At 67.5% G+C, this 24,191-nt stretch carries 23 protein-coding genes; 11 read left to right on the forward strand and 12 right to left on the reverse strand.

Translation table 11 applies throughout. From position 1 onward, the window contains the following. Positions 1–21 precede the first annotated feature (21 nt). Genes HOP59_RS08000 through cysZ form a run of 5 tightly spaced genes read left to right on the forward strand, consistent with a single transcriptional unit; the run spans position 22 to position 5,020 of the window. The gene (locus HOP59_RS08000; protein ID WP_234253432.1) at positions 22–1,155 is read left to right on the forward strand and encodes an ABC transporter permease subunit; all 1,134 of its coding nucleotides are present in this window, start codon (positions 22–24) and stop codon (positions 1,153–1,155) included. Then, positions 1,152–2,696, forward strand: coding sequence for a phosphate ABC transporter permease PstA (pstA, locus tag HOP59_RS08005; protein WP_234253433.1), 1,545 nt, complete (start codon positions 1,152–1,154; stop codon positions 2,694–2,696). The genes HOP59_RS08000 and pstA overlap by 4 nt, the downstream gene beginning before the upstream one ends. A gap of 17 nt (positions 2,697–2,713) precedes the next feature. Continuing rightward, the gene (gene pstB / locus HOP59_RS08010) at positions 2,714–3,529 is read left to right on the forward strand and encodes a phosphate ABC transporter ATP-binding protein PstB (RefSeq protein WP_234253434.1); all 816 of its coding nucleotides are present in this window, start codon (positions 2,714–2,716) and stop codon (positions 3,527–3,529) included. Between the two features lie 25 nt (positions 3,530–3,554). Then, positions 3,555–4,283, forward strand: coding sequence for a phosphate signaling complex protein PhoU (gene phoU / locus HOP59_RS08015; RefSeq protein WP_010625927.1), 729 nt, complete (start codon positions 3,555–3,557; stop codon positions 4,281–4,283). Between the two features lie 5 nt (positions 4,284–4,288). After that, positions 4,289–5,020: a sulfate transporter CysZ gene (cysZ, locus tag HOP59_RS08020; RefSeq protein ID WP_234253435.1), complete on the forward strand. Its 732-nt coding sequence runs from the start codon at positions 4,289–4,291 to the stop codon at positions 5,018–5,020. 27 nt (positions 5,021–5,047) lie between these two features. On the opposite strand, the gene phoR is transcribed toward cysZ, so the two are convergent. From phoR to HOP59_RS08040, 4 genes are all read right to left on the reverse strand, one after another. Next, positions 5,048–6,367 carry a phosphate regulon sensor histidine kinase PhoR gene (gene phoR / locus HOP59_RS08025; RefSeq protein WP_234253436.1) on the reverse strand — a complete coding sequence of 440 codons (1,320 nt, stop codon included), beginning with the start codon at positions 6,365–6,367 and terminating at the stop codon, positions 5,048–5,050. 1 nt (position 6,368) lies between these two features. Beyond that, positions 6,369–7,058 carry a phosphate regulon transcriptional regulator PhoB gene (gene phoB, locus HOP59_RS08030; RefSeq protein ID WP_010625924.1) on the reverse strand — a complete coding sequence of 230 codons (690 nt, stop codon included), beginning with the start codon at positions 7,056–7,058 and terminating at the stop codon, positions 6,369–6,371. 83 nt (positions 7,059–7,141) lie between these two features. After that, the gene (gene ubiA, locus HOP59_RS08035; protein WP_010625923.1) at positions 7,142–8,035 is read right to left on the reverse strand and encodes a 4-hydroxybenzoate octaprenyltransferase; all 894 of its coding nucleotides are present in this window, start codon (positions 8,033–8,035) and stop codon (positions 7,142–7,144) included. Positions 8,036–8,064: 29 nt separating this feature from the next. Beyond that, complete coding sequence (locus tag HOP59_RS08040) at positions 8,065–8,541, reverse strand: chorismate--pyruvate lyase family protein (protein ID WP_422676172.1); 477 nt, start codon at positions 8,539–8,541, stop codon at positions 8,065–8,067. 187 nt (positions 8,542–8,728) lie between these two features. Between HOP59_RS08040 and HOP59_RS08045 the strand changes: the two genes are divergently transcribed. The 4 genes from HOP59_RS08045 (at position 8,729) to HOP59_RS08060 (ending at position 11,782) form a co-directional block, all read left to right on the forward strand. Then, entirely contained in the window at positions 8,729–9,889 is a 1,161-nt protein-coding gene (locus HOP59_RS08045; protein ID WP_234253438.1) for an FAD-dependent oxidoreductase, read from the forward strand. Between the two features lie 200 nt (positions 9,890–10,089). Further along, the gene (locus HOP59_RS08050; RefSeq protein WP_010625919.1) at positions 10,090–10,368 is read left to right on the forward strand and encodes an HU family DNA-binding protein; all 279 of its coding nucleotides are present in this window, start codon (positions 10,090–10,092) and stop codon (positions 10,366–10,368) included. Positions 10,369–10,446: 78 nt separating this feature from the next. Continuing rightward, positions 10,447–10,803: a hypothetical protein gene (locus HOP59_RS08055; RefSeq protein ID WP_086509053.1), complete on the forward strand. Its 357-nt coding sequence runs from the start codon at positions 10,447–10,449 to the stop codon at positions 10,801–10,803. Positions 10,804–10,852: 49 nt separating this feature from the next. Further along, positions 10,853–11,782: a LysR family transcriptional regulator gene (locus HOP59_RS08060; RefSeq protein WP_234253439.1), complete on the forward strand. Its 930-nt coding sequence runs from the start codon at positions 10,853–10,855 to the stop codon at positions 11,780–11,782. On the opposite strand, the gene HOP59_RS08065 is transcribed toward HOP59_RS08060, so the two are convergent. From HOP59_RS08065 to HOP59_RS08085, 5 genes are all read right to left on the reverse strand, one after another. Beyond that, positions 11,779–13,329, reverse strand: coding sequence for an aldehyde dehydrogenase family protein (locus tag HOP59_RS08065; RefSeq protein ID WP_234253440.1), 1,551 nt, complete (start codon positions 13,327–13,329; stop codon positions 11,779–11,781). The genes HOP59_RS08060 and HOP59_RS08065 overlap by 4 nt on opposite strands. Beyond that, complete coding sequence (locus HOP59_RS08070) at positions 13,326–14,207, reverse strand: NAD(P)-dependent oxidoreductase (RefSeq protein ID WP_234253441.1); 882 nt, start codon at positions 14,205–14,207, stop codon at positions 13,326–13,328. Before HOP59_RS08070 ends, HOP59_RS08065 begins: the two co-directional genes overlap by 4 nt. Before the next feature lie 99 nt (positions 14,208–14,306). After that, the gene (locus HOP59_RS08075) at positions 14,307–15,467 is read right to left on the reverse strand and encodes a M20 aminoacylase family protein (protein ID WP_234253442.1); all 1,161 of its coding nucleotides are present in this window, start codon (positions 15,465–15,467) and stop codon (positions 14,307–14,309) included. 10 nt (positions 15,468–15,477) lie between these two features. Further along, positions 15,478–15,978, reverse strand: coding sequence for a hypothetical protein (locus HOP59_RS08080; protein ID WP_234253443.1), 501 nt, complete (start codon positions 15,976–15,978; stop codon positions 15,478–15,480). After that, on the reverse strand, positions 15,965–16,786 hold the full coding sequence (locus HOP59_RS08085; protein ID WP_010625912.1) for a DUF3100 domain-containing protein: 822 nt from the start codon (positions 16,784–16,786) through the stop codon (positions 15,965–15,967). The genes HOP59_RS08080 and HOP59_RS08085 overlap by 14 nt, the downstream gene beginning before the upstream one ends. Positions 16,787–16,990: 204 nt before the next feature. On the opposite strand from HOP59_RS08085, the gene yccS reads away from it, so the two are divergent. After that, a complete protein-coding gene (yccS, locus tag HOP59_RS08090; protein ID WP_234253444.1) occupies positions 16,991–19,210 on the forward strand; it encodes a YccS family putative transporter in 2,220 nt (739 codons plus the stop codon). A 2-nt stretch (positions 19,211–19,212) separates the two neighbouring features. On the opposite strand, the gene recG is transcribed toward yccS, so the two are convergent. Together recG and HOP59_RS08100 are read right to left on the reverse strand one after the other, a co-directional pair. Continuing rightward, positions 19,213–21,414, reverse strand: coding sequence for an ATP-dependent DNA helicase RecG (gene recG, locus HOP59_RS08095; protein WP_234251643.1), 2,202 nt, complete (start codon positions 21,412–21,414; stop codon positions 19,213–19,215). Then, positions 21,303–22,223, reverse strand: coding sequence for a hydrogen peroxide-inducible genes activator (locus HOP59_RS08100; protein ID WP_086509061.1), 921 nt, complete (start codon positions 22,221–22,223; stop codon positions 21,303–21,305). Before HOP59_RS08100 ends, recG begins: the two co-directional genes overlap by 112 nt. A gap of 77 nt (positions 22,224–22,300) precedes the next feature. Here HOP59_RS08100 and HOP59_RS08105 point away from each other — a divergent pair, with 77 nt between their 5' ends. Further along, on the forward strand, positions 22,301–23,173 hold the full coding sequence (locus HOP59_RS08105) for an NAD(P)H-binding protein (protein WP_234253445.1): 873 nt from the start codon (positions 22,301–22,303) through the stop codon (positions 23,171–23,173). A 102-nt stretch (positions 23,174–23,275) separates the two neighbouring features. Here HOP59_RS08105 and HOP59_RS08110 read toward each other — a convergent pair whose 3' ends face one another. Continuing rightward, positions 23,276–23,959 (reverse strand): hypothetical protein, encoded by a 684-nt coding sequence (locus HOP59_RS08110; RefSeq protein ID WP_234253446.1) that lies wholly within the window; start codon positions 23,957–23,959, stop codon positions 23,276–23,278. Between the last annotated feature and the right edge of the window lie 232 nt (positions 23,960–24,191).

Raw genomic sequence — 24,191 nt, forward strand, 5'->3', positions numbered from 1 at the left:
AGCCGCTATAGGCTGCCGATCATGATAGAGCCCCAAAATCTCGTTTCCGCCCCCCGCTCGCCCTGGCGCCGACGTTTCGATCGACTGGCCACGGGGCTCATCGCGGCGGGCGGTATCGGCGTGATCGTGGCGGTCATGGCGATCGGGGCTTTCCTCGTCGTCGAGGTGTTGCCTGCCCTGTTCGGTGGCCGGCTGGAGATGGAACGCGTGCGGCTCGCGCTGACGCCGATGGCCTGGGGGACGCTGAAGGCGGCCCTGTGGGCGATGATCTTTGCCGTGCCGCTGGCACTGGGGGCCGCCATTCACTCGGCGCTGTTCATGACCCAGCGCTTGCGCAGCCGCATGAAGCCGACCCTGGAAATGATGGAGGCCATGCCGGGTGTGGTGGTCGGCTTCGTGGCCGGGCTGGTCATGGCCCCCTGGATCGAGCGTCATCTGGCCGGTGTCCTGACGCTGATGCTGGTGTTGCCCCTGGGGGTGCTGCTGGCGGCGGGCCTCTGGCGCCGCTTGCCGTCGGGCTGGCGGCGCCGGCTGTCGCTGGCACGCGCCGGGCTGTGGCTCGTTCCCTGGCTGCTGCTGCTGGCGCTGGCGACCTTTGCGCTTGCACCCTGGCTCGAGGGGCTGCTGTTCGGCGGCGACCTGCGGGTGTGGCTGGATCGTGAACTGGGGCTCGACTACGCCACGCGCAATGCCATGATCGTGGGCGTGGCCATGGGGTTTGCCGTCATGCCCAGTATCTATGCCCTGGCCGAGGATGCGCTCTCCGGCGTACCGAGCCGACTCGGCGAGGGTGCCCACGCGCTGGGTGCCACGCGCTGGCAGACGCTGCGGCGGGTGGTGCTGCCGGCGGCGTCACCGGGTATCTTCGCCGCCGTGATGATCGGTACCGGGCGCGCCGTGGGCGAGACCATGATCGTGCTGATGGCCAGCGGCAATGCCTCCTTGATGAGTTTGAGCCCGTTCGAGGGCATGCGCAGCATGGCGGCGGGCATCGCCGTCGAACTGCCCGAGGCCGTACCGGGCAGCGAAGCCTACGTGCTGCTGATGCTGGCGGCGCTGCTGCTGTTTATCTTCACCTTTCTGGTCAATACCCTGGCCGAGGTGGTGAGAAGTCGCCTGAGGCGACGCTATCGCTGGCTGGGCGGTGCGGCATGAGCCGACGCCTGCCGCGCACGGAAGGCCCCTGGGCCTGGCTGGCTGCCGGCAGCGTGGCGCTGTCGCTGCTGCTGCTGGGCGGGTTGCTGCTGCTGCTGGCCGTGCGCGGCCTGGGGCACTTCTGGCCTGCCTCGGTAACGCTCGTCGAGCTGGAGGATGGCCGTCTGCTGGCGGGGCAGGCAGTGCGCGAGCTGCCGCTGAAACATCGGGCCGGACGCGAGCGGCTCTACTTCACCGGCAACCGCGACCTGGACGGCCATGTCTGGCACTGGCTGCCGGTGGACACCATCGTGGCCAGCGAGCGGCCAGCCGAACTGGTGGTACTGGAGCGCAGGCGGCACGGCGCCTTCATCGGCCGTCTGCTGGCGGTGGGGGAGTCCGATGCGCTGCTGTCGGCGCAGTCCCGGGAAGCGGCCTGGACCGGGTTAGAGGCGCGTTTGGCGGAGCTCGAGGCGCTGCGTGACGAGCATGACCGGCTGCGCCGCGACGTGCTGCGACCGCTGATTCGACGTCTGGATGCCCGCCCGGACGACACGGCAGCCCGCCAGGCGCTGGCCGAGGCCAATGCGCGAGTGCGTGAGCTGCAGCAGGCCATGGGCGGGCAGGCGGCGCTGCTCGAAAGCGTCGATGGGCGTCGCCTTGTTCAGCCCCTCGATGAAGTGCTGCGCGCCTGGCAGCCCAACGCCATGTCGCTTGGCGAGAAAAGCGGAGCCTGGGCACAGGGGGTATGGCGTTTTCTCTCCGAAGGGCCGCGGGATGGCAATACTGCGGGCGGGGTGTGGCCGGCGATCTTCGGCACCGTGCTGATGGTGCTGCTGATGTCGCTGCTGGTGACGCCCTTCGGCGTGCTGGCCGCGGTCTACCTCAACGAAGTGGCCCATCAGGGGCGGTTGACGAATCTGGTGCGCATTGCGGTGCGTAACCTGGCCGGGGTGCCTTCCATCGTCTACGGCGTATTCGGGCTGGGGGTCTTCGTCTACGGCATAGGCGGTACCCTGGACGACTGGTTCTTCAGCGATGCCCTGCCGTCGCCCACCTTCGGCACCGGCGGACTGCTGTGGGCCTCGCTGACCCTGGCGCTATTGACCCTGCCGGTGGTGATCGTGGCCACCGAGGAGGGCCTGGCGCGGATTCCGGTGCAGCAGCGTGAAGGCGCCCTGGCGCTGGGGGCCACACGGCTGGAGACCCTGATCCGGGTGGTGCTGCCCATGGCGGTGCCGGCCATGCTCACCGGGGTGATCCTGGCCGTGGCCCGCGCCGCCGGCGAAGTAGCACCGCTGATGCTGGTCGGGGTGGCCAAGCTGGCGCCGCAGATCCCGGTGGACGGCGAGTTTCCTTTCCTCCATCTTGATCGAAAGTTCATGCATCTCGGCTATCACATCTTCGATACGGCCTTTCACGGCAACGACGTCCAGGCGGCGCTGCCGCTGGTCTACGCCACGGCGCTGCTGCTGGTCATGGTGATCCTGGTGCTTAACCTGACTGCCATATTTCTGCGGCATTATTTTCGTTCGCGCCACGGCGTGCAGCCGCGCCCATGAGGAGAAAACGCCCACCGATGACCCTATTGTCACGCTTCCAGCCGTCCGCCCCGGGCTCGATCATCGACTTCGATCCCACCGCCAGCTGCTTCGAGATCGAAGGGGTGAGTCTGGCTTACGGCGGCAAACCGGCCCTGCGCGACATCACCCTGCGCGTGCCGCGGCATCGGGTCACGGCGTTCATCGGGCCTTCCGGCTGTGGGAAATCGACGCTGCTGCGGCTGCTGAACCGGCTGCATGACCTCAACGAAGAGGTCGGTCACAGCGGCCGGATCCTGCTCGAAGGCGAAGACATCCACGCCCCCGAGGTGGCCGTGGACGAGCTGCGGCGGCGAGTCGGCATGGTGTTTCAGGTGCCCAACCCGTTCCCCATGTCGATCTACGAAAACGTGGCCTTCGGCCTGCGTCTGCAGGGCGGGCTGACGCGTCGGCGTATGGACGACATCGTCGAATGGGCGCTGCAGTCGGCAGCGCTGTGGGATGAGGTGAAGGATCGGCTGCGAGCATCGGCCTGGTCGCTGTCCGGCGGCCAGCAGCAGAGGTTGGTGATCGCCCGCTCGCTGGCGGTACGCCCCGAGGTGCTGCTGCTCGACGAGCCGGCCTCGGCACTGGATCCGATCTCCACGCTGAAGATCGAGGAGCTGATCCGCAGTCTAAAGTCGCAGCTCACGCTGATCCTGGTCACCCACAACATGCAGCAGGCGGCGCGGGTCTCCGACTACACCGCCTTCCTGCAGGATGGCCAACTGGTGGAGTACGCCCCCACCGATACCCTGTTCACCAATCCCAGTCTGCGCAGTACAGAGAACTACATCACCGGCCGTATGGCCTGATCCAGGCCGCCCGAGGAGAAGCACCATGGACATCACCAGCGATACCCACAGTCAGCATATTTCCCGCCAGTTCAACCAGGAGCTGGAAGCCCTCAAGACCCAATTGATGACCATGGGCGGGCTGGTCGAGCAGCAGGTCCAGGAGGCGATCCAGGCGCTGCTCGAGGGCGACAGTCGTCTGGCCGAGAAGGTGCGCGACCGCGACCGCGACGTCAACGCCATGCAGCTCAAGATCGACGACGAGTGCACGCGGGTGCTGGCACGGCGTCAGCCGGCCGCCTCCGATCTGCGGCTGGTGCTGGCGGTGATCCGCGCCACGGCGGATCTCGAGCGCATCGGCGACGAGGCGAGCAAGATCGCGCGCAACGCCCTGACCCTGATCGACAACGGCAACAACGTGCGCGGCCTGGTAGAGGTGCGCCACATCAGCGAGCACGTGCGCGGTATGCTGCGCGACGCGCTGACCGCCTTCGCCCGCTTCGATACCGAGCTGGCACTGCGTGTGGTGCATGAAGACGAGTCGGTGGACGACGAGTACGGCAGCGCCATGCGCTCGCTGATGACCTTCATGATGGAGGACAGCCGCGCCATCGGCCCGGTGCTCAACGTGATGTGGATCCTGCGTGCCTTGGAGCGGGTCGGCGACCATGCCGACAATCTGGCCGAGTACGTCATTTATCTGGTCAAGGGGCTCGACATCCGCCACATGGACCCGGACAAGATCGACGAGGATGCGCTCAAGCGCAAGGGCTGAGGTTCATGCTGGACGCCTTCACGGCACTCAATCGCGGGACGCGACTGGTCTACGGTCGCGGCCTGCGCCGCTACGTCTATGCGCCGATCGCCGTCAACCTGACGGTGTATGCAGCCATGCTCTACTTCGTGGTGACCCGCTTCGGCGGTTGGTTGGAGGCGTGGATGGCCATGGTGCCGGCCTGGCTCGGCTGGCTGGAGTGGCTGCTGTGGCCGCTGTTCGTGCTGAGCCTGGTGTTGATCGTGTTCTTCACCTTCACCCTGGTGACCCATCTGATCGCCGCCCCTTTCTACGGCTTTCTGGCGGCCAAGGTGGAGGTTCGGGCCACCGGTCGACCGCCGCTGGACGACCGCGGCCTGGCGCGCACCGCAGTGGACGCCCTGGGCCGCGAGCTGGTCAAGCTGGGCTACATCCTGCCGCGGGCGCTGGCGCTGTTCGTGATCAGTTGGATACCCGCGCTGAACGTGTTCGCCCCCCTGCTCTGGGCCCTGTTCTCGGCCTGGATGATGGCGATCACCTACCTCGACTACCCCATGGACAACAACAAGGTGACCTTCGCCGACATGCGCCGCCGCCTCAGCGCGCACTCCTGGCAGACCCTAACCTTCGGCGGCTGGGTGACGCTGATCACCTGGATTCCGCTGGCCAACCTCTTCCTGCTGCCCGGTGCCGTGGCCGGCGCCGTGCTGATGTGGGACCGCCACTATCGCGGTGAGAGGGATGTCGCCGCCACCTGAGACGCATCCTGGGCGGTGCCGCGAGGATCAAGCACCTGTCATTCGATCCGCTGCTGCCTCAGCCGCCACCAGCCGCTCGGCGGGGAAGACGCAGCGGAACAGCGCGCCCTGGCCAGGGCGGGATTCGATTTCCAGGTAGGCGTCGTGGCGCAGCAGCACGTGCTTGACGATGGCCAGCCCCAGACCGGTGCCGCCGGTCTCGCTGCTGCGGCCCTTGTCGACCCGGTAGAAGCGTTCGGTCAGGCGCGGGATGTGCACGGAATCGATGCCTTCGCCGTTGTCTTGCACCTCGAGGCACGCGCCCTTGGGGTGTGCCTTCCAGCGCAGCACGACCTGACTGCCCTCCGGGGTATAGCGCACCGCGTTGAAGGCCAGGTTGGACAGGGCGCTGTGGATCTCGGTATCGCTGCCGACCAGGCGGCGAGCCTCCTCCAGCTCGACGCGCACCTGCTGGCGGCTCGCCGCCAGCGCCTGGGCGTCGCGGCGTACCTCCTCGAGCAGGGCGTCCATGGCCAGCGGCAGATGGTCCTCGCCGCCGCGGTCGATCTCCAGGCGTGACAGCAGCAACAGGTCGTTGACCAGGTTCTGCATGCGGCTGGTCTGTTCCTGCATGCGTGTCAGTCCCTGTGCCAGCCGCGGCGGCAGCTGCTCGGCGTAGGTGGCATAGGTCTCGAGATAGCCTGCCAGCACCGTCAGCGGGGTTCTCAGCTCATGGGAGACGTTGGCGACGAAGTCGCGGCGCATCTCCTCCAGGCGATGCAGGCGGGTGATGTCTCGCGCCATCACCAGGCGCTCGTCGTCGCCGTAGAGAGTGATCTGGAACTGCAGCACCATGCGTTCGTTCACCGGCGAGCTCAGCGTCAGCGGCTCGCGGTAGTCGCGGGCATTGAAATAGGTGACGAAGCGCGGGTCGCGGATCAGGTTGGTGATGTGCTGGCCGCGGTCGTGGGCGGCCTCGAGCCCCAGCATGCGCTCGGCGGCGCTGTTCCACCATTCGAGGTCGCCGTGCTGGTCGAGCATTACCACGCTGTCGCGCATCGCCTCCGAAGATTCCTGGATACGCTTTAGGGTCGTCTGCAGGCGCTGCTGGGTCTGGCGCTGACCTTTCTGGTAGCGGTACAGGCGGTCGAACAGTTCGCCCCACAGGCCGGTGGCTGCGGGGGGTTCGCTGTGCGGGTTGCGTGTGAGCCAGCGACGCAGGGCGTGCAGTTGTCGCAGGTGGTAGGCCAGACGCAGGGCGAGCCCGAGGGCCAGCCCGAGTCCTGGGGCGGAAAACAGCCAGCCGACGAGGGTGCCGGCGATAGCGAGCAGGCCTAGGCGCCAGAGTTCATGGCTCCAGAGGCGCACGTCAGCCCTTGCTGGAGAAGCGGTAGCCGGTACCGCGCACGGTCTGGACCAGATGCTGATGGGCATCGCCCAATGCCTTGCGCAGGCGGCGAATGTGCACGTCTACGGTGCGCTCCTCAACATAGACGTTGCCGCCCCATACCTGATCGAGCAGCTGGCTGCGGGTATAGGCGCGCTCCTGGTGGGTCATGAAGAACTGCAGCAGGCGGTACTCGGTCGGGCCCATCTCCAGTGGTTTGCCATCGGAGCTGACCCGGTGGCTGACGGGGTCGAGCACCAGGCCGTCCACTTCCACCGGCTCCTCGACGCCCTTGGGCGTGGTCCGGCGCAGTACCGCCTTGAGCCGAGCCACCAGCTCCCGCGGCGAGAAGGGCTTGGTGATGTAGTCGTCGGCACCGGCTTCGAGACCGAGGATCTTGTTGTCCTCTTCGCTCTTGGCGGTGAGCATGATGATGGGCAGCTCGCGGGTGGCTTCCTCGCGCTTGAGCCGGCGCGCCAGCTCGATGCCGCTGGTGCCGGGCATCATCCAGTCGAGCAGCAGCAGGTCGGGTTGGTTGTCGACGATCATGGTGTGGGCGCTCTGGGCATTGGCGGCTTCCAGCACGCGATAGTCGGCCATCTCCAGCGCCACCGCGATCATCTCGCGGATTGGCGCTTCGTCATCGACGATCAAAACGGTCTTGGCGGTCATCCCGAAGCCTCGCGGTCAGTGACGGGTCGGTGACGATCTCACCATGTGATCATGACATTTGCATGACACTGCCGCCAGTGGCTTTAGACGCCGGTGATGGGCCACAGGCTCAGTGCGATGCCGGCGAATACCAGCAGGCCTGACCAGTGGTTGTTGAGGAAGGCCTGAAAGCAGCGCTCACGCTCGCGGCCGCGAATCAGGAGCTGCTGGTGCAGGAAGGTGGCGGCCATGCCGGCCAGGCCCAGCCAGAAGAACACGCCGAGGCCCAGACGTAGCCCGGCCCAACCCAGCAGGCCCAGGGTGATCAGCTGCAGCAGGCCGATCATGACGCGGTCGGCGCGGCCGAACAGCACCGCGGTGGACTTGATGCCGATCCTCAGATCGTCGTCGCGGTCGACCATGGCGTATTCGGTGTCGTAGGCCACCGTCCAGGCCAGGTTGGCGGCGAACAGCAGCCAGGCTTCCAGGGGTACGTGGCCCAGCACCGCGCCGAAGGCCATGGGAATGGCCCAGGAGAACGCCGCACCGAGGAACAGCTGGGGCAGGTGGGTATAGCGCTTCATGAATGGATATATGAAGGCCAGCGCCACGCCCACCAGCGACAGCATCACGGTGAACAGGTTGGTGAAGAGCACCAGCACGAAGGCCGAGGCGACCAGGCCGGCGAACAGGCCCTTGGCCTCGCGCTCGCTGATGCGTCCGGTGGCCAGGGGGCGGTCCTTGGTGCGCTTGACGTGACCGTCGAAGTGGCGGTCGGCGTAGTCGTTGATCACGCAGCCTGCGGCGCGCATCAGGTAGACCCCGGCAACGAAGATCAGCAGTAGATGCCGCTCGGGCAGCCCTTGGGCGGCCACCCACAGCGCCCACAGCGTGGGCCACATCAGCAGCCAGGTGCCGATGGGGCGGTCCAGCCGCATCAGGTGCAGGAAATCGGGCAGGCGGGCCAGCCCCTTGGGGCGCATCAGGGAGCGATCCATCGGTATCTCCTCATTCGATGCCGATCATCCTAGCGTGTCGGCAGTTGCAGTTCATCCGCCATGGCGTCGAGAAAGAACTCTTGCACCAACACCGCGAAGCGGCGGTGACGAAACACCGAGCGACGCCCCCAGGGGCCGGGCAGCGGGTGAAAGGGGGCCGGCGCGGCAGTGACCTCGATGGGGCCGCGCTCGAGGTCGGGCTGACGGAACAGCCAGCTGCCCAGCGAGCGCTCGCCCAGTCGCTCGAGACGCTGACCGCGCAGCTGCGCCAGCGGGGCCACCGAACGGGCCACCACCCAGGGGCGCCCATCGAGACACAGGGCCACTTCCCGCAGCCAGGCCATGCGGTCGAGAGGCAGTCCCATGGCACGGGCCTCGTCGGGGCGAGGCCGCCCCAGACGCTGTTCGAGCAGGCGCACGCGGAAGGGTCGGCCGTTGCCGGCCTCAGTCAGGCGCGCAGTGAGAGAGTCGCGGGTCGCCACCCAGGCCCACCAGGCCGGGCTCATGGCCGGCCGGCCCGCGGCCAGAGGGCGCCAGGCCAAGGACAGGGGTGGCTTGCCGTGGTGCGCCGTGGGGTTGCGGGTCACCTGCTCTCTCCGGTTGAACTAGGGGCGCATAGTGTAACATGCGGCCTGAACGAATCTGACCGAGCCGTGGCGCGAGCCGGCGGCCCCCGTGCGATACAAGGACCCCATGACCGCTCCTCTGACCATCATCGGATCCGGCATGGCAGGCATTGGCCTGCTCAAGCAGCTGCGCACCCTGGATACCGAACGTCCCGTGACGCTGATCACCGCCGACAGCGGCGATGACTATTCCAAGCCGCTGCTCTCCACCGGCTTCGCCAAGCGCTTGCCGCCCGAGCGGCTGGCCACGCGCGCCGCGCTGGAGGTGGCCGATCAGTTGGGCGCGGTATTGCGCACGCACACCCGTGTCGATGCCATCGATCTCGACGCCCGTGCCCTGCACATAGGCGAGGAGCGACTGGCCTGGAGCGAGCTGGTGCTGGCCACCGGTGCGGCACCCGGTACGCCTTTCGCCATTCCCGAGGGAATCGCAGAGCGAGTGTTCAGCATCAACGACCTGGACGACTACCGGTGCTTTTATGCCGCCCTCGAGGCGCTGGGCCGGCCGGCCAGGGTGGCCATCGTCGGTGCCGGCCTGGTGGGCTGCGAGTTCGCTAACGACCTGGTGGCGGGAGGTCATGCGGTGAGCCTGGTCGCACGCGAGCGAGCGCCCCTGCCGCGCCTGCTGCCGGAGCCTCTGGGCAAGGCCCTTGGCGAGGCCTTCGTCGAAGCCGGTATGGGGCTCTATCTGGGACACGGCCTGCAGCGGCTGGCACAGCGCGGCAGCGACGTGGGGCTCGAGCTCGACGATGGCAGCATGCTCGAGGCCGATCTGGTGCTGCTGGCCACCGGCCTGCGACCGCGTATCGAACTGGCTCAGGCTGCCGGACTGCAGGCCGGGCCGGCAGGTATCCAGGTCGACCGCTACCTGCAGACCTCGGCTGCCGGTGTCTTCGCCCTCGGCGATGTGGCCTGCGTGGATGGGGTCAATGCCATGTACGTGCAGCCGCTGCAGGCCAGCGCCAAGGCGCTGGCGCGCACGCTTGTCGGATCGCCCACTCCGGTGAGCTATGGCGCCTGGCCGGTGCTGGTGAAGACCCCTCTGCTGCCGGTGGTGGCCCTGCCGCCGCTGCAGACGCCGGCGCGCTGGCGAGTGGAGGGCGAAGGACGCGATCTAGTCGCCCTTGCCGAAGATCAAGACGAACGTTTGATCGGCTTTGCGTTGACAGGAGGCTGCGTGAAGCGGAAAGTTGAGCTGGCGCGGGCAACGCCGCCGTTGCTAGGCTAGTGTCGTCATCGCACCGGCTGGCTTCGTTGCCCCGGTGCGTCGATGATCGCCGCGCTTGACGCTTCAGGAGCAGGGGAAGAACCCAAACAAAGGGGGACGGGCTCTCCCGGGTAAAGTGGCAGTTATCATCAACTTGACTCGATCGTGAATAACAACATACCGGCATGTTGCCGGGGTATAGCCAATATCAGGAGGGCTGTATGCGTAAACCAGAACTTGCCGCGGCAATCGCCGAGCGTGCGGAACTATCCAAGGACAAGGCCAGTCAGGTGCTCAACGTCATCCTCGACGAGATCACCGGCAGCGTGGCCCAGGGGCAGGACGTCTCCCTGATCGGTTTCGGTACCTTCACCGTGCGTGAGCGCGCCGCTCGCACCGGCAAGAACCCGCAGACCGGCCAGCCGTTGGCCATCCCGGCCAGCAAGACCGTTGCCTTCAAGCCGGGCAAGGGACTCAAGGACGCCGTCGGCAAGGGTTGATCCGAACTCGGATCACACCCGGCGCGGCCTGCCTCGTCAGGCCGCGGTACCCCACCACCTGTGCGAAATGGATTCGACATGAAGCTGCGTCTGATGCTTTGGCTGCTTGGGTGGATGCTGAAACGTGCGCTGCGTCGCAAGCCGCGCTTTCGCGAGCAGCTCGCAGAGATGCGCAGTCTCGACTGGGGCATCGCCACCGAAGACCTCTCCATTGCCCGTCATTACCGCATGACACCCCAGGGCATCCAGGTAGGCGCCGGGCTGCCGGTGGACCTCGACCTGGAGCTGCGCTTCGACGATGAAGCCACCGCCATTCGCGTGCTGCGCAAGCCGACCCAGCAGGCCTTTCTCGACGGCATGATGGCTGGCAAGGTGCGTCTGGTGGGCGATTCGGGCGACCTCAAGAAGCTGCAGAAGCTGCTCAAGCACCTCTGAATCCGCATCATTTCACGTATCATCGAGCCTTCAATCGGCGGAACATGACGTGGACATCCCCCACCAGCGTCTGGTCTATTTCAGAGTCACCCTCGAGTCGGGCTCGGTGCGCCAGGCCGCCGCTCGTCTGGATATCGCGCCGTCGGCGGTGAGCCGTCAGATCAGCCTGTTGGAAGAGGCGCTGGGCGCCACGCTGATCGAGCGCAAGCGCACGGGGATTCGGCCCACCCCGGTAGGCGAGATGCTGCTGGAGTACTGCGAGCGCCGCGGTGCCCTGGACGAGAGCTTCATCGCCTCGCTGGAAGCCTATCAGCGGCTGGAGACCGGTACCGTATCGCTGGTGGTGGGAGAAGGCTTCGTCGGCGACCTGGTGGCCAAGCCGCTGCGCGAATTCACCGAGCGTTATACCGGTATTCAGATCGACATCCACCTGGCCGGCACCTCCGGCATCATCGAGGCGGTGATCAACGAGCAGGCGCATATCGGCCTGATGTTCCATGAGCGCACCCATCACCAGCTGCGCTTCTGGGTGTCGAGCCCGCAGCCGTTGATGGCCATTCTGCCGCCCGAGCATCCGCTGGCCGAAGAGACGAAGCCCTTGACCCTGGCGCAGCTGAGCGAGGCGCCCATGGCGATGTGGGACCCCAGCCATCAGGTGCGCCATATGGTGGACGAGGCGTTCCATCAGGCGCGGCTGCGGCCGCGCATGGCCATGAACACCAACTCCATGGCCATTCTTGCCCAGTACGTGCGCAGCGGCATGGGCATCACCCTGCTGCCGGCCTTTGCCGTGGCGGATGACCTGGCAGAGGGACGTCTGGTGGCACGCTCCGTGGACGACCCGCTGTTCCAGCGCTCCCAGGCACACATGGTGACGCGCATCGGCCGTCAGCAGCCCAAGGCCAGCATCCTGCTGCTGCGTCACCTGCAGCGCTGGATGCAGGCCTTCCAGAACGTCGATTCGACTTCGAACCGCTAACCCACGCCGCTACCATAGCCCATGGCCACGCTGGCTTCGCTGGCGGTCTCCACCCATACGCTCTGCGGCAAGGTGTACTCGCGCAGGCCGTCGAGGCCGCTGGAACGGCCGAAGCCGCTGTCGCCGAAGCCGCCGAAGGGCGACATCACGCTGATTGCCTTGTAGCCGTTGATCCACACCGTGCCGGCACGCAGCTGGCCGGCTACCCGGTGCGCACGGGCCGGGTCCTGGGTCCACACTGCGCCGGCCAGGCCGAAGCGGGTGGCGTTGGCCAGGCGTACGGCGTCCGACTCGTCGTCGAAGGGCATTGCCACCAGCACCGGGCCGAACACCTCCTCTCGGGCGATCTCCATTTCCGGGGTAACGTCGACCAGCACGGTGGGCGTCAGGAAGTAGCCCTGTGCCTCCTCGGGCAAGTCGGCCGGGCGGCTGCCGCCGACGATCACCCGCGCGCCGGCGGCCACGGCGTCCTCGATCATGCGCGTCACGTGAGCATACTGGCGGGCGTTCTGCAGCGGCCCCATGCGGGTCGCCTCGTCGCCGGGCAGACCGACTTCGATCCCGGCCGCGGCACGCGCCAACCGCTCGGTCACCTCCGCGAAGGCCTCGCGCTGGACCAGCAGTCGCGAGCCGGCCACGCAGCTCTGTCCCGCCGCGGCGAAGATTGCCGCCTGGGCACCGGCCACGGCGGCATCGAGGCTGGCGTCGGCGAAGACGATGTTGGCCGACTTGCCGCCCAGTTCCAGCACGCTCGGCACCAGCCGCCGGCCAGCGGCCTCGGCGATCAGGCGACCGCTCTGGGGCGAGCCGACGAACACCAGCTTGCTGATGCCTTCGTTGCCGGTCAGCGCCGCGCCGGTGCTCGGGCCCAGGCCGTTGACGATGTTGACCAGCCCTTTGGGCAGGCCGCCCTGCTCCAGCAGCCGGGCAATCGTCACCGAGGTGAAGGGGGTGAGCTCCGAAGGCTTGAGCACCACGCCGTTGCCGGCGGCGATGGCCGGGGCGAGCTGCCAGGCGCAGGTGAACATTGGCGCGTTCCACGGCGTGATCTGGCCCACCACCCCATAGGGTACGTGGCGTACGTAGTTGAGGTGGCTGGTGGGTACCGGGATCACCTCACCGTGCTGCTTGTCGCACCAGCCGGCGTAGTACTCGAACATCTCGCGCACCTTGCCGACCTCGCCGCGACAGTCGCGGATCGGCTTGCCGGCCACCACGCTCTCGAGCTGGGCCAGCGCCTCCTCGTGGCCTTCGAGGCCGCGTACGGCGGCGTTCATGCGCCGGCCGCGCTCGCTGGCGGTGAGCGCCATCCAGGCCTGCTGTGCCCGTGTGGCGGCGGCAACGGCGCGCTCGACCAGGGCCGGGCCGGCGTCGCGATAGTCGAGCAGTGCCTCGCCGGTGGCGGGATCGATCAGCGTGATCGACTCGCCTTCGCCCGGGCAGGGCGCGCCGTCGATCCAATTGGAGAGCGGCGTTGCGCCCTGAAGGCCGAAGCCATCGAGCAGCTTCGAGATACGCTCCCGGGCCTGGCGATTGAGACGGTTCATGATGCGGTCTCCTCGCTGGCGGCAGCCAGCAGCGCGCCGGCGATACGGTTGAAGTCGTCGCTATCGGCGGGGTGCTCGGGATCGGCGTGCCACGCCTCGACCACGGCTTGGAGCAGGCCCGGCGGCATGTCGAGGCGTTCGGCGGCGTCGCGGGCCAGGCGCAGGTCCTTGCGCATCAGGCCGGTGATAAAACCGGAGTCGAAGCGCCCGGAGAGGATCCATTCGGGGAAGTTGACCTCACTGACCGCGCTGCGCCCCGAGCCGCTGTTGAGCCCGGCCAGGCAGGCGGCGGGGTCGACCCCGGCGCGGGCGGCCATGGCCACTGCCTCGGCGGTGGTCAGCAGGTGGGCGGCACACAGGTAGTTGTTGGCCAGCTTGACCACATGCCCGCTGCCCGGGCCGCCGACGTGGGTGTAGCGGGCCGACATCGCCTCGAGCATCGGCGCCAGGCGCTCGATGGTGGCCGTCTCGCCGCCGAGCAGCATGCCGAGCTTGCCCGTTGCCGCCCCCTTGGGACCGCCGCTGACCGGGGCGTCGAGCCACGCCAGCCCGGCGGCCTCGACCTTGGCGGCCAACTCCCGACTGACCACCGGATCCGAGGTCGAGGTATCGACGATGACGCTGCCCTTCGGCGCCAGGCCGAGCAGACCGGGCGAAGTTTCGATCACCTCCCGTACCTGGGCCGAGGTGGGCAGCGACAGCAGGTAGACGTCGCTCGGTGGCAGTTCGTCGGGGGCGACCACAGGCAGCCCCCGCTCGGCCAGGCGCTGGCGGGCGCTGTCGAACAGGTCGCTGCCGGTGACGTCGAAGCCGGCGGCTTGCAGGGTCAGGGCCATGTTGCCGCCCATCTGGCCGAGGCCGATAACGCAGATTCTCATGGTCGTTCCTCAAGAAGATGCAGAATGTCGTGTCTGGCAGGCGCGTCGATCCGGACCGCAGCGACGCTGCGGCCATGGAAGCAGTGGCGAAAAGCGCCGTCAGTCGTCGAGCAGGGTCGTGACCAGTGCCTGCCAGTACGCCACGCCGAGCGGGGCGATGGCGTCGTTGAAGTCGTAGTGCGGGTTGTGCAGGGCGGCGCTCTCGACACCGTTGCCGAGCCAGATGTAGGCGCCGGGGCAGGCCTCGAGCATGAAGGCAAAGTCTTCAGAGGCCATGCTCGGCGGCAGGTCGCGATGCACGCGGCTGACGCCCGGCAGCGTCTCGAGCACCCCGGCGCAGCGTGCCGCATGCTCGGGGGCGTTGATCGTAGCGGGGTAGCGCGATTGATAGTCGAGTTCGACCCTGAGGTCGTGGAACCCGGCCAGCGCCTCGACGGCCTGACGAAAGCGTCGCTCCAGATAGGCACGCAGCTCGCCGTCGAAGCAGCGCAGGGTGCCCCGCAGCTCCACCGTCTCCGGAATCACGTTGAAGGCGTCGCCGGCGTGGAACTGGGTGATGCTGAGCACCGCGCTCTGATGGGGCGGTGTCTCGCGGCTGACCAGCCCCTGCAGCTGGCTGACCAGCTGACAGGCGGCCAGGATGGTGTCGCTGCCCAGGTGGGGCATGGCGGCATGGCAGCCGTGCCCGCTGAGCCGCAGGGTGAAGACGTCGAAGGCGGCCATCACCGCGCCGTCGTGCACCGCCGCCTCGCCCACGGCGAGCCCGGGCCAGTTGTGCAGGCCGTAGACGGCCTCCATGGGAAAGCGCTCGAAGAGCCCCTCCTCGACCATCACGCGACCGCCGCCCTCGCTCTCCTCCGCCGGCTGGAAGATGAAGTACACCCGCCCGGCGAAGTCGGGGTCGGCGGCCAGCGCGTAGGCCGCCCCCAGCAGCATGGTGGTATGCCCGTCGTGGCCGCAGGCGTGCATCTTGCCCGGTATGGTGGAAGCGTGGGAAAAGTCGTTGGCCTCCTCGACGTCGAGCGCATCGATGTCGGCCCGCAGGCCGATGGCGCGCCCGGGGCCGCGCCTGCCGTCGAGAATCGCCACCACCCCGGTGCCGCCGCCCAGTCCGGTGACGACCTCGAGCCCGGCCTGGCGCAGCAGCTCGGCAATGCGGGCGCCGGTGCGATGCTCCTCGAAGGCGGTCTCCGGGTGGCGGTGGAAGTCGTGGCGCCAGGCCACGAGACGTTCCGGCGTCGGCAGCAGGCTGTCATCCATGAGCGGCTCCTCAGATAATCAGATGGGCAATGAACGCCGAAGCGACGAAGGTCCCGGTGAAGACCAGCAGCGAGACGATCACCAGTTTCCAGCCGGTCTGGCGGAACATGGTGAACTCGCGGCCGGTCAGCGCCAGGCCGGCATAGGCCAGCACCGGGGTCACCACGGCGAGAAAGTTCACGTGGGCGAGCTGACCGACGATCCAGCCGTTGCCGGGGAAGAAGGGCAGCGTCATGACGATGCTGATCAGCGAGACCCAGGCCACGCTTGGCAGGTAGAACGGCGCGAAGCGGCCGATGAGCAGGCCGATCATGACCATGACGTAGAGCAGCAGCATGCCGGGCAGCGCCTGGTGCAGCGGGGCGCCATGCACGATGTTGGCGATCCACGCGGCGACGCACACCACGGCCAGCAGCAGGGCGGTCTTGCCGAGCTGCTGCTCGGGGCGCAGCTCCTGAAGGGCGGACGCATCGAAACCGGTATTGGGTGCAGTGGTATCAGAGGGTTTCATTGCGAGCCTCCTTGAGCTTGGCGCCGCCGAGGCGCTTGTAGAGCCATTCGGCCGTGGGCAGGGCGATGAACAGGGAAACGTAGAGACCGGTGGCGTAGGTCAACAGGTTGCTGGCGCCGGAGAAGGCCAGCAGGTCGTCGCGCAGATGGGGAGCGGCTTCGGCCAGGGCACCCGAGCAGGCCGCCACCATGCTGCCGCTGCCCACGCCGCAGGCCATCGCCAGGGCACGGATGTCGAGGATGTCCAGCGAGGCGAGATAGCCGGCCATCAGCGCGAAATAGAGGGTACCGAACATGGTGCCCACCACATAGACGCCCATGATGCCGATGCCCTCGGGGCTTCTCAGGCCGTACTTGTCCGAGATGATGGCGATGTTGGGCTCGCGGGCGATGGAGTAGGTGGCGCCGATGGCCTCGCGTCCCATGCGCAGTACCAGCACGGCGAAGGGCAGCGCCAGCAGCATGGTGCCGAGATTGCCCAGCTCCTGCAGGATCAGTGCCGGCCCGGCGGCGATGATCTGTTCGATGGCCGGCCCGATGGTGGAACCGAACTTGGCGATGAAGGGCAGGATCGAGATCATGATCAGCGGCCCGGCGGCGTTGCTGACCGGTTTGGGAATGACCCGCTGCATGCCCGAGAACAGGTGCGGATTGAGCAGTACGCCAATGATGAAGGCGTAGAACAGCGGCAGCAGCAGCAGCGTGCCGGGGCCGAGGGGGATGCGCAATATGCCGATCCACTCGGCGAGGAGAGACGCCAGTATCACCGTCAGGTGCAGGCGCCAATTGAGCAACAGCTTCATGTCCATTGGGTTGTCCTTGTCGTGTTAGGGGACTCTTCGAGTATCGAAAGGTGGGTGTTCCAATGATAGGCGGCCGGTGTTCTGCTTTTTGTTACGCGCGTACCAAGTGCCGCTGGGGCGGGCTGCTGTGTGCCGAAGGAAGGTTGGGCTTTATACGAAAGTCTAGTGTCGAGTAACATGACGATGGCCATTTCCAAATAAGTCGAAAACATGCCGACCTCGCTCTCCCTGTCGCTGCGGCGTCTGTGGACGCTGGACAAGTTCGCCTACAGCCTGCGGGTCTTTCTCGCCTTCAGCGGGGCGCTGCTGCTCAGCTGGGCCTTGGCCGACATCGGGCTGGTGATCCCGCTGTTCCTCGGCATCATCGCCAGCGCCCTCTCCGAGACCGACGACAGCTGGCAGGGCCGTCTGCAGGCGCTGGTGGTCACGCTGATCTGCTTCGCTACCGCCTCGCTCATCGTGCGCTGGCTGTTTCCCTGGCCGTGGCTGTTCGCGCTGGGGCTGGGGCTCGCGACCTTCGTGCTGGTGATGCTGGGCGCCGTGGGGCAGCGTTACGCCACCATCGCCTCCGGCACGCTGATCCTGTCGATCTACACCATGATCAACATCGAGCACCACGGGGGCGTGCCTCAGGCGGGCGACTGGAGTCAGATGCTGCTGATTCTCTCCGGGGCGGCCTGGTACGGTGCGATCTCGGTGGTGTGGTGCGCGCTGTTCTCGCGTCAGCCGGTCAAGCAGAGCATGGCCCGGCTCTACCGTGAGCTGGCCCGTTACCTGATGCTCAAGGCTACCCTGTTCGAACCGCTGCGCGGTGTCGACGTCGAGGCGCGACGTCTGGCCCTGGCGCGACAGAACGGCCGGGTGGTGGAGGCGCTGAACCTGGCCAAGGAGACGATCTTCCGTCGCCTCGAGGGGCAGCGCGGCGAGGGCAAGCTCAACCGCTACCTGCGCATCTACTTCATCGCCCAGGACATCCACGAGCGGGCCAGCTCCTCGCACTACCCTTACGCGCGGCTGACCGAGGCCTTCTTCCATTACGACGTGCTGTTCCGCTGCCAGCGCCTGCTCGACCAGCAGGGCCAGGCGTGCCGGCGGCTGGCCAAGGCGCTGCTGCTCAATCAGCCCTTCGAGCACGATCAGAGCGAGCAGGCGCTGGCCGATCTGCGCGCCTCCATCGATCATCTCAAAGGCATGCGCAACCCCGCGTGGCGCGAGCTGATGCCGCCGCTCAATGCCCTGGCCGACAACCTGGCCAGTCTCGAGAGCCAACTGGTCCTGGCGCACAATCCCGACAGCGACGCGAGCCCCGGCGACACCAGCCTGTTCGACCGTTCGCCCGGCAGCGTGAAGGATGCCTGGGAGCGTATCCGCCTCAATCTGACGGTGGCCTCACCCACCTTCCGCCACGGGCTGCGGCTGGCCGTGGCGCTGCTGGCCGGCTACGGGGTACTGCACCTGATCCATCCGGCTCAGGGCTTCTGGATCCTGCTCACCACGCTGTTCGTGTGCCGCCCCAATTTTGCCGCCACCCGACGTTTCCTGTCCCAGCGTATCGTCGGCACCGTGCTGGGCCTGGTGGCGGGCTGGGTCTCGATCACGCTGTTGCCGAGCCCCCTGCTGCAGACCTTGATCGCGGTAGCCGCGGGGGTGACCTTCTTCGCCACGCGGGAGAGGCACTACGTGATCGCCACCGCGGCGATCACGCTGCTGGTGCTGTGCAGCTTCAATCAGGTGGGGGACGGCTTCGACCTGATCTGGCCGCGGCTGTTCGATACGCTGATCGGCGCCACGATCGCCGGGGCCGCGGTGTTCCTGATCCTGCCCGACTGGCAGGGCCGGCGCCTGCATCGCCAGGCCGCCGCGGCGCTGCAGGCGAGCCGGTGCTACCTGGAGGAGATCCTGCACCAGTACGCCAGCGGCAAGCAGGACGACCTGGCCTACCGCCTGGCGCGGCGCAACGCCCACAATGCCGATGCGGCCCTGTCGACGATGCTGGCCAACATGCTGCAGGAGCCGGAGCACTACCGGCGGCGCGACGCCGACGACGGCTTCCGCTTCCTGGTGCACTCGCATACGCTGCTGGGCTACCTCTCGGCGCTGGGCGCCCATCGCCATCGGCTCGATGCCGAAGAGGCCGACGCGCAGCTGCTGCCGAACGGCGAACGGATTGCCGGGTACCTCGCCGCGCTGGCCGAACGGCTCGAGCGGCGCCAGCCGGTGGCGGAGCTGGAGGCAGAGCGCGAAGCCCTGCTGACGAGCCTGGAGCAGGAGGTGCTGCCGTCGCCGGAAGAGGGGGAGCAGGAGTACCGGCCCATGCATGGCCAGCTGCTGCTGGTCGCACGTCAGCTGACGCCCCTGAGCGAGGCCGCCGAGCGGCTGGTGGCGATGCGCGAGCGCCCTGAGCGTGAGGCCCTGAACGCCGCCGGCTGAGCTCACACCTGGCCGTATCGTCCGGCCTCCTCGCCCAGCCAGCGCCGAATCAGCGGCCGGCTCGCCTCGGGATGGCGGGCCAGCAGGGCCTCGGCCAGCGGCGCGACCCGTTCGAGCAGGTCGGCGTCGCGCTCCAGGTCGGCGATCTTCATCTGGGCGAGGCCCGTTTGACGGGTGCCGAGCACCTCGCCGGGGCCGCGCAGCTCCAGGTCCTTCTCGGCGATGCGAAAGCCGTCGGTGGTCTCGCGCATCACCGCCAGGCGTTCCCGCGAGTGGGCCGAAAGTGGCCCATGGTAGAGCAGCACGCAGAAGCTCTCGCTGGAGCCGCGGCCGACCCGTCCGCGCAGCTGGTGCAGCTGCGACAGCCCCAGGCGCTCCGGGTTCTCGATGATCATCAGGCTGGCGTTGGGCACGTCGACGCCGACTTCGATCACCGTGGTGGCCACCAGCAGATCGAGCTCGCCGCTCTTGAAAGCATCCATCACCGCCGCCTTCTCGGTCGGCTTCATGCGCCCGTGGACCAGGCCGATGGCCAGCTCCGGCAGCGCCTCGGTGAGTTCGTCGCGGGTCGCCTCGGCGGCCTGACACTGCAGCGCGTCCGACTCCTCGATCAAGGTGCAGACCCAATAGGCCTGGCGCCCCTCGGCGCAGGCGTGACGAATACGCGCCACCACCTCGGGGCGGCGTTCGTCGGGCACCACCACCGTCTTTACCGGCGTGCGCCCGGGGGGCAGTTCGTCGATGATCGAGACGTCGAGGTCGGCGTAGGCGCTCATCGCCAGGGTGCGCGGAATCGGCGTGGCGGTCATCACCAGCTGATGCGGTGTCAGCCCGCCGGCCTCGCCCTTCTCGCGCAGCGCCAGGCGCTGGTGCACGCCGAAGCGGTGCTGCTCGTCGACGATGGCCAGGCCCAGGCGCTTGAAGTGCACGTCGCCCTGGAACAGCGCGTGAGTGCCCACCACCATCTGCGCGCGGCCGTCGAGGATGGCGGCCTTGGTGTCGAGCCGCGTCTTGCCCTTGAGCTTGCCGGCCAGCCATGCCACCTCGATGCCGAGCGGCGCGAACCATGCCTTGAGCGTGCGGTAGTGCTGCTCGGCCAGGATCTCGGTGGGCGCCATCATGGCCGCCTGGCAGTCGCCGGCAATCGCTGCCAGTGCCGCCATGGCGGCCACCACCGTCTTGCCCGAGCCGACGTCGCCCTGCACCAGCCGCAGCATGGGCACCTCGCGGGCCAGATCCGCCCCGATCTCGTCGAGCACACGGCGCTGGGCGCCGGTCAGCGAGAAGGGGAGATGAGTCAGAAAGCGCGCCTGCAGGCTGCGCCCGCTGGGCAGCGCCGGGGCACCGTCCTCCTGAATCTTCAGACGCACCTGCTGCAGGCTCAGGCGATGGGCCAGCAGCTCCTCCAGGGCCAGGCGCCGCGTGGCCGGGTGCTTGCCGCTGGAGAGGCGTTCCGGATCGGCGTCGGGGGGAGGCTGATGCAGCGTCTGCAGGCAGTGGTGCAGCTCGGGCAGGCCGAAGCGGGTGCGCAGCTCTTCGCCGATCCAGTCGGGCAGCGCCTCGGGGGCCTCGTCCAGCCGCGCCAGCGCCTGTTCGATCAGTGAGCGCAGGCGCGCCTGATTGAGGCCTTCGGTGGTGGGGTAGATCGGCGTCAGGTGGTCTTCCACCGGCGGCGCGTCGGCGCTGAGCAGGCGGTATTCGGGATGGTAGATCTCGAGCCCGGTGGCACCGGCACGCGCCTCGCCGAAGCAGCGTACTCGGGTGCCGGGGCGGAACTGCTGCTGCTGCGCCGGGGAGAAGTGGAAGAAGCGCAGGCTGATGATGCCGGAGCCGTCGCGCAGCCGTACCAGCAGGCTGCGGCGGCGGCCTTTCACCACATCGCTGGCCGACACCTCTCCCTCCACCACCGCTTCGTGCCCTGCTCTCAGCGTGCCGATCGGCGTGATGCGGGTACGGTCCTGATAGCGCAGCGGCAGATGAAACAGCAGGTCGGCCACGCTCTCGATGCGCAGGCGGGCCAGCTTGACCGCTACCGCTTCCCCGACGCCCTTCAGGGAGGTGACTGGCGCATCCAGCGCATTGACGTCGGCGCTCATGCGGGCTCGGGGAGCGCCTCGTGACACAGCTGGATGGCGTCGGTCACCGCGTCGATGGCCTTGGGACGCGGAAAGCTGGCGCGCCAGGCGATCGCCACGGTGCGCGATGGCGCCGGCGACTTGAACGGCCGGCTGGTGAGCAGCCCGCTTTCGTAGTGGCCGGTGCCGATGGCCGAGCGCGGCAGCACGGTGATGCCCAGCTTCGAGGCGACCATGTGACGGATCGTCTCCAGCGAGCCGCCTTCGGCGGTCAGGGTGTTGCTGGGGCTGTTGAGCTGCTGGCTGATGGCGGGGCAGGCCTCGAGAATCTGATCGCGGAAGCAGTGACCTTCGCCCAGCAGCAGCAGACGCTCCTTGAGCAGGTCCTCCTTCTCGATGAACTCGCGCTGGCTCCAGGGGTGATCGGCCGGAATCAGTACCTCGAACTCCTCTTCGTAGAGGGGCTTGGTCACCACGTCGGTTTCGGTGAACGGCAGCGCGATGATGATCGCATCGAGCTCACCGCTGCGCAGCTTGCGCCGCAGGCTGGCGGTGAAGCCCTCCTCGATGTAGAGCGGCATCTGCGGGGCGCTGCGGGTCAGGGCCGGTACCAGGTGCGGGAACAGGTAGGGGCCGATGGTGTAGATGGCACCGATGCGCAGCGGGCTCGCCAGCTGATCCTTGCCGGCATTGGCCAGCTCCTTGATCACGCTGCTCTGCTCCAGCACGCGCTGGGCCTGCTCGACGATCTTCTCGCCCAGCGGCGTGACCTGCACGGTGGACTTGGAGCGTTCGAACAGTGCCACGCCGAGCTCTTCCTCGAGCTTCTTCACCGCCACCGACAGGGTGGGCTGGGAAACGAAGCAGCGCTCGGCCGCTCTGCCGAAGTGGCGCTCCTGCGCCAAGGTTACGATGTAGCGAAGTTCTGTTAGAGTCATGTCTGGTGCCCTTTGGGCATCCTCTCGGACGATAGATGACTTTCAATAGGGACTTTTTATCAGGGGGCGAGAGAAAGGTGAAGAAAACCACACTGATTCTAGGCTGTGGCGACATCGGAATGGTGCTGGGCAGGGAACTGCTGGCGGCAGGGCATCGCGTGATCGGAGCCCGGCGCAGCGTCGCACCGCTGGAGGGTAGCGGTATCGAACCGCTACCGCTCGACCTGAACGACGAAGAGGCTCTGGCCGCGCTGCCCGACGCCGACTACGTGGTCTATATCCTCAGCGCCGATCGCTTCGACGAGGCTGCCTACCGGGCCGCCTATCTCGATGGTCTCAAGGCCGTGCTGCAGGTCTATGAAGGGCGTGACACGGCTCCCAAGCGCCTGCTCTTCGTTTCGTCCACCAGCGTCTACGGCCAGAAGGAGGGTGAGCTGGTCGACGAGGAAACCCAGGCCGAATCGGCGGGCTTTGCCGGTGCGCTGATGCGCGAGGCCGAGCAGGCCCTGCGGGCGAGCCCCTTGGCGGGTACCACGGTGCGCTTCTCGGGTATCTATGGGCCGGGCCGCGATCGCCTGATCCGGCAGGTGCTGGAGGGCCGCATTGCGCCGGCAACGCCGCCCATGTACTCCAACCGCATCCATCGCGACGACTGCGCAGGCGTACTGGCCCACCTGATCGGCCTGGACGCGCAAGGCGAGTCGCTGGAGGAACTCTATTTGGCCAGCGACTGTGCGCCGGAGCCGCTGCACGATGTCATGGCGTGGCTGGCCGGTCAGCTCAAGGTGGAGCCCACCGAGGTGATCCAGGCGCCGCTGCGCAAGCGCTCCAGCAAACGCTGCGACAACACCCGCCTGCGCGAGACCGGCTACGTGTTCCGCTATCCCAGCTATCGGGAAGGTTACGCTCAGGTCATGAAGGAGGGCGGCTTCCTGCCCGAGCCGGTCTGAGTCTGCCCGCCATCGCGGTACGCCAACGCGGGCTCCTTGCCCGCGTTGGTGTCAGACGAAGCGCCTGAATTTCAAAAGATGGGGGCCTCAAAAGGTGAGACGTCAAAAGGTGTAGGCGACACCGATCGACATGCCAAGACCGAACTCGTCCTGCCGTTTCAGCGAAAGGCGCTCACGTTCGGCGCGCAGGTCCGCTCGTAGGTCGCTGTTGCCGCTGCCTCGCGATGCTTCCAGAGAGGGGCTCCGGCTGCCGTAGTAGGCGACGCCCAGGTCGCTGATGAAGCGCCAGCCAGGCTGCCAGGCCGGCGACGACTCCCAGCCCAGGCCGAGGTAGGGCGCGACGCGGTTGTGCTCCACCTTGCCCGTCAGATCGCCGACTTCCGCTGCGCTGTAGCGCGTGCCATTGATGGTATAGCCGCCCCGGTTGTCGCGCTTGCCCTCCAGGCGGGTCTCGGGGTTGGCGAACAGCAATCCACCGCTCACCCGAAAGCCGCTGCCAGCCAGCGGATACCAGTCGACCAGCGCTTCGACGGCGTTGCGCTGCTTGCGCTTGAGCTCGTATTCGACCCCTTCCAAGGTGCGGTCGTCCTTGAACTCCGATTCGCCGTTGATGCCTAGACGCACTGCCAGCTGACGGTCGATGGCATAGCCGACGCCGGCTCCCAGGCCGAAGGTGCCGAGCTTGCTGTAGACGAAGGCGCCCGACCCGGCGGCATTGTCATCGGCGAAGGCCACGCTGGAGCAGAGAGCGGCCAGGCAGGTCGCGGCGATCACGCGTTTGTTCATGGGTGTCTCCTCGGTAGTGGGCCGGCCACCTGGCCGGCCCGACGAGCCGTCACGTTACGCCTGGCCCGGCCCACCGGCATGTCCCGCCCGTCGCTATCGCCCCATGTGACAAAGCGCATACGCCGTCGACCGAAACGCCTGATATGCTGCCGCGATATCGGGTCGCGCCGGGAGCGTGACCCTCTCCACAGGCATGGTTCGAGGGCGGGGAAATGGCGGCCGGATCATGGGT

Origin of the sequence: Billgrantia aerodenitrificans (genome assembly GCF_021404405.1) — a bacterium.
Classification (GTDB): domain Bacteria; phylum Pseudomonadota; class Gammaproteobacteria; order Pseudomonadales; family Halomonadaceae; genus Halomonas; species Halomonas aerodenitrificans.